6 protein-coding genes are annotated in these 4,625 nt (G+C 72.2%); 3 read left to right on the top strand and 3 right to left on the bottom strand.

Annotated features, from left to right (window positions below; all coding sequences use genetic code 11):
- Positions 1-45: 45 nt before the first annotated feature.
- From hisF to AC5LUJ_RS18600, 3 genes are all read right to left on the bottom strand, one after another.
- Entirely contained in the window at positions 46-870 is an 825-nt protein-coding gene (gene hisF, locus AC5LUJ_RS18610) for an imidazole glycerol phosphate synthase subunit HisF (RefSeq protein ID WP_493465372.1), read from the bottom strand.
- A complete protein-coding gene (priA, locus tag AC5LUJ_RS18605; protein ID WP_250285874.1) occupies positions 867-1,601 on the bottom strand; it encodes a bifunctional 1-(5-phosphoribosyl)-5-((5-phosphoribosylamino)methylideneamino)imidazole-4-carboxamide isomerase/phosphoribosylanthranilate isomerase PriA in 735 nt (244 codons plus the stop codon). Before priA ends, hisF begins: the two co-directional genes overlap by 4 nt.
- A gap of 126 nt (positions 1,602-1,727) precedes the next feature.
- Positions 1,728-2,261 carry a YceI family protein gene (locus tag AC5LUJ_RS18600; RefSeq protein WP_250285875.1) on the bottom strand — a complete coding sequence of 178 codons (534 nt, stop codon included), beginning with the start codon at positions 2,259-2,261 and terminating at the stop codon, positions 1,728-1,730.
- A 448-nt stretch (positions 2,262-2,709) separates the two neighbouring features.
- Here AC5LUJ_RS18600 and AC5LUJ_RS18595 point away from each other — a divergent pair, with 448 nt between their 5' ends.
- Genes AC5LUJ_RS18595 through AC5LUJ_RS18585 form a run of 3 tightly spaced genes read left to right on the top strand, consistent with a single transcriptional unit; the run spans position 2,710 to position 4,610 of the window.
- On the top strand, positions 2,710-2,934 hold the full coding sequence (locus tag AC5LUJ_RS18595; RefSeq protein WP_250285876.1) for a FitA-like ribbon-helix-helix domain-containing protein: 225 nt from the start codon (positions 2,710-2,712) through the stop codon (positions 2,932-2,934).
- Position 2,935: 1 nt separating this feature from the next.
- Positions 2,936-3,331: a type II toxin-antitoxin system VapC family toxin gene (locus tag AC5LUJ_RS18590; RefSeq protein WP_250285877.1), complete on the top strand. Its 396-nt coding sequence runs from the start codon at positions 2,936-2,938 to the stop codon at positions 3,329-3,331.
- Between the two features lie 19 nt (positions 3,332-3,350).
- Positions 3,351-4,610 (top strand): MFS transporter, encoded by a 1,260-nt coding sequence (locus tag AC5LUJ_RS18585; protein WP_250285878.1) that lies wholly within the window; start codon positions 3,351-3,353, stop codon positions 4,608-4,610.
- Positions 4,611-4,625 lie beyond the last annotated feature (15 nt).

Here is a 4,625-nt window from a genome sequence, read left to right as displayed (position 1 = left end):
GGGGCGGTGTGCCCAGGACTGCCGCGCCCAGGCGGGGCGGCGCGTTCAGCGGACCGGTACCGCGGCGGCGCGCAGCGCGTCCTTGACCGCGCCGATACGCAGGTCACCGAAGTGGAAAACGCTCGCGGCGAGCACCGCGTCGGCGCCGGCGGCAACCGCCGGGGCGAAGTCCGCCAGCCGTCCCGCCCCGCCGCTGGCGATGACGGGCACGTCCACGGCCGCGCGCACCGCGGCGATCATCTCCAGGTCGTAGCCGTCCCTGGTCCCGTCGGCGTCCATCGAGTTCAGCAGGATCTCCCCGGCGCCGAGCTCCACCGCCCGCGCCGCCCAGGCGACCGCGTCGATGCCCGTGCCGGTACGGCCGCCGTGGGTCGTCACCTCGAACCGGGGCGTGCCGGGCCCCGCGGGGCCCGCCGGGTCCGAGGAAGCAGCGGAGCCCGGGGAGCCCGGGTGGCCCGCGGCCCTGGTCCGGCGGGCGTCCACCGACAGCACGATGCACTGGCTGCCGAACCGCAGCGCGCACTCGCGGACCAGCTCCGGGCGGGCGACCGCGGCGGTGTTGATGCCGACCTTGTCCGCGCCGGCGCGCAGCAACCGGTCGACATCATCGACCGCGCGTACGCCGCCACCGACCGTCAGCGGGATGAAGACCTGCTCGGCGGTGCGCCGGACCACGTCATAGGTGGTCTCACGGTTCCCGCTGGACGCGGTGATGTCGAGGAAGGTCAGCTCGTCGGCGCCCTCGGCGTCGTAGAGCTTCGCCATCTCCACCGGGTCGCCGGCGTCCCGCAGGCCGGTGAAGTTCACGCCCTTGACCACCCGGCCGGCGTCGACGTCCAGACACGGGATCACCCGGACGGCGACGGTCACCGGACGCGCGCGGGCCCGCCGGCGGCGGCCGCCAGCGCCTCGGGCAGGGTGAACGCCCCCGCGTACAGGGCCTTGCCGACGATGGCGCCCTCGACGCCCGGCACACCCGCGATGGCCACCAGGTCGTCCAGCGCCGACACCCCGCCGCTGGCGACCACCGGCCGGGACGTGGCCGCGGTGACGGTACGCAGCAGGTCGAGGTTGGGCCCGGTGAGGGTGCCGTCCCGGTGGACGTCGGTGACCACGTAGCGGGCGCAGCCGTCGGCGTCCAGCCGGGCGAGGACGTCGAACAGCTCGCCGCCGTCGCGGGTCCAGCCACGGGCGGACAGGGTGGTGCCGCGGACGTCGAGGCCGACGGCGATCCGGTCGCCGACCCGGTCGATCGCCGCGCGCACCCAGTCGGGGTTCTCCAGCGCGGCCGTGCCGATGTTCACCCGGGCCGCGCCGGTCGCCAGCGCCGCGTCCAGGGAGCCGTCGTCGCGGATCCCGCCGGAGAGCTCCACGGCCACGTCGACCGACCGCACCACCTCGGCGATCAGGTCACGGTTCGAGCCCCGGCCGAAGGCCGCGTCGAGGTCGACGAGATGGATCCACTCGGCGCCGTCGCGCTGCCAGGCCAGCGCGGCCTCGCGGGGGTCGCCGTAGGAGGTCTCGGAACCGGCCCTGCCCTGGACGAGCCGGACGGCACGGCCGTCGGCGACGTCCACGGCAGGCAGAAGGATCAGCGCCACACCGCAACACCCTACGGGTCCCGCGGCCGGCGGGTATCCGGCGGTCCCGCCGGCGCGGGCACCGCCGGCGTATCGGTGGCCGGGCCGCCTCTACCGCCGCATCTACCGCCGCCTCCACGGCCGCATCTACAGCAGGACAGCCACGAGGTCGATGTCGATCGCCTGGTAGCGGGCGGCCGCGCCCCTGCCCTTGCTGACGCCGAACGCGTGCCGGTCGGTCCGCGCGGTGGCCTGGAAGCGCACCTCGCCGTTGGCCGGCTCGGCCACCGTGATGGCCAGCTCCACCGGACGGGAGACCCGCTGCACCGTCAGGGTGCCGGCGAGGGCCCAGGCGCCCGCGGACGCCACGAACCGTTCGGAGACGAAGGTGATGTCCGGGTAGGTCCCGACGTCCAGGAAGCCCGCCTCCCGCAGGTGCTTGTCCCGGGTGCTGTTGGCGGTGTCCAGGCTGGTCGCGTCGATCACGGCACGCACGGTGGACGTCTCCAGCGGGTCGGCGACGACGATCGAGCCCTCCCGGACGGTCAGGGTGCCGACCACCTTGAGCAGGCCGAACAGCCCGCGCGTGGTGAAACGCACCGTGGAGCGGGCCGGATCGACACGGTACGCGCCCGCCCGGGGTGCGGTCACTCCCTGTGAGAACACTGTTCGTTCTGTCATGTTCTTCCTCCTTGACCGAGCTGGGCTCTGTGCCGGGCGGCGCCGGAGCGGCACGATCACCGGTGGCGTGGCAACACCGGCGATCGCCACGAACCGTTCCTGTCTGGTCCTACCTGTCTGGTCCTACCTGGGTCCGAAACGGTCTACTGGCACTCACCGAGAAATGACACCTGTCGAAAAATGCCAGAAACATGATGACAGCCCCAGCCCCAGCACTCGTCACTGGGAGTAGCGTTCTGCGAGCCGAACGGCACGCCTCCTCACCGGCACGATAAGCGACCGCCACCCCATCCGAAAGCTCCGGACACCCACCGTGCCCACAGCCCACCGCTGCCGCGGCCGCGCCCGCGACCGCCCCAGGGTCGGCGGCAACCACCGTTCGCGATCATCGCCTCTCCACGGCACGGACGGCTTGCGCGGTTGATCTGAGGACATGCATTATGCATGCATGACGACTGTCGTGGTTCGCGACCTTCCTGACGACATCCATCACAGGCTGCAGGAACGAGCCCGCGACGCGGGCCAGTCGCTGCAGCAGTATCTGACGATCCAGCTCACCCGGCTGGCAACGATCCCCAGCCTGGACGAGGTGATCAATCGGATCACGACCAGGGCAGGCGGCCGAGTCGGCTTCCAACAGGCGGTCGCCGATCTCGACGCGGAGCGCCACTAAATTGATCGTCCTGGACGCCTCAGTCCTCGCCAACGCCGTCGGCGACGACACCAAGGACGGCGATCATGCCCGCGACATCCTCCGCGGCGCCGGCGACATCGCCGTCCCAGACCTGGCCGACGTCGAGACGGCATCGGTGCTCCGACGCCGGTGGCAGGCAGGTGACATCGACGCAGCCCGTTTCTCCGCCGCTCTCGACGATCTGATGGCCCTGCCGCTGACTCGTTACCCGGCCCGTCCGCTACTCCGGCGGGTATTCGAGCTCCGAGGCAATGTCACGCCTTATGACGCCTGCTACGTGGCACTCGCCGAAAGCCTCGACTGCCCGCTCTACACGGCCGATACCCGCCTCGCGAAGGCACCCGGCCCGACGTGCCACATAGAGCTCGTCAACTGACTGTGGTCATCTGGACGCTGTGAACCCGCTCCGTTCCCTTTCCGTGCGCAACTTCCGGCTCTTCGCCGCCGGCCAGCTCCTGTCGGTCGCGGGGACCTGGATGATGGTCGTCGCCCAGGACTGGCTGGTACTCGGCCTGACCCACGACTCCGCGAGCGCGCTCGGTGTCGTGACCGCGCTGCAGTTCACCCCGTCGCTGCTGCTGACACTGATCGGCGGCCGGCTCGCCGACCGGTACGACAAGCGGCTGCTGCTCACCGTCGCCAACCTCGCCTCCGGGACGCTGGCGCTCGGGCTCGCGGCGCTGGTGCTCACCGACAGCGTCGCGCTGTGGCACATCCAGCTGTTCGCGCTGGCGCTGGGCGTGGTGAACGCCGTCGAGATGCCGGCCCGGCTGGCGTTCGTCAGCGAGATGGTCGGCCCCGAGCTGCTGCCGAACGCGTCGGCGCTGAGCGCCGCGTACTTCAACGTCGCCCGGGTGACCGGGCCGGCGCTCGCCGGCGTGCTGATCGCCGCGTTCGGCACCGGCCCGGTGATGGTGGTCAACGCGGTGAGCTACCTGGCCACCGTGGTGGGCCTGCGCATGATGCGCCCCGCGGAGCTGCACCGGGTCACCCGGCCGGCCACCGGCACGCGGATCGTGGACGGGCTGCGCTACCTCGCGTCCCGGCAGGATCTGACGCTGCCGCTCGCGCTGGCCGCCGCCGTCGGCCTGTGCGCGATGAACTTCCAGCTCACGCTGCCGCTGCTGGCCAGGACGGTGTTCCATGCCGACGCGGCGTCGTTCGGGCTGCTCACCACCGCGTTCGCCGCCGGTTCGCTGCTCTCGGCGCTGGCGACGACCGGACGGCGCGGCCGGCCGGCGGCCGGGCTGGTGACCGGCGGCGCGTTCGGCCTCGGCCTGGTGATGACGCTGACCGGCTGGGCCCCGACGTTCGCGACCGCCGCGGTGGGCCTGTTCGCCACCGGCTTCGGGGCGATCTTCTTCGCCCAGGCCGCGAACCACCGCATCCAGCTGGGCAGCGACCCGGCCTTCCGGGGGCGGGTGATGTCCGTCTACACGACCATCATGATCGGATCGACCCCGCTCGGCTCCCTGTGGGTCGGCTTCCTCTCGGAACGGCTCAACGCCCGCGCCGGGCTGTGGCTCGGCGGCATCACGACAATGATCGCCGCCGCCACCGTCCACACCATCACCCAGCGCGCCCAGGCCCGCCAGGCACCCGAAGCGCTCCAGACAGCCGAAACCCTCCAGAGCACCCAGCCTGCCCCCCGCTGACAGACCATTGCGTCC

It is taken from the genome of Protofrankia sp. CiP1_Cm_nod3, from assembly GCF_982290655.1.
This window is presented reverse-complemented; position numbering and strand designations above follow the sequence as displayed.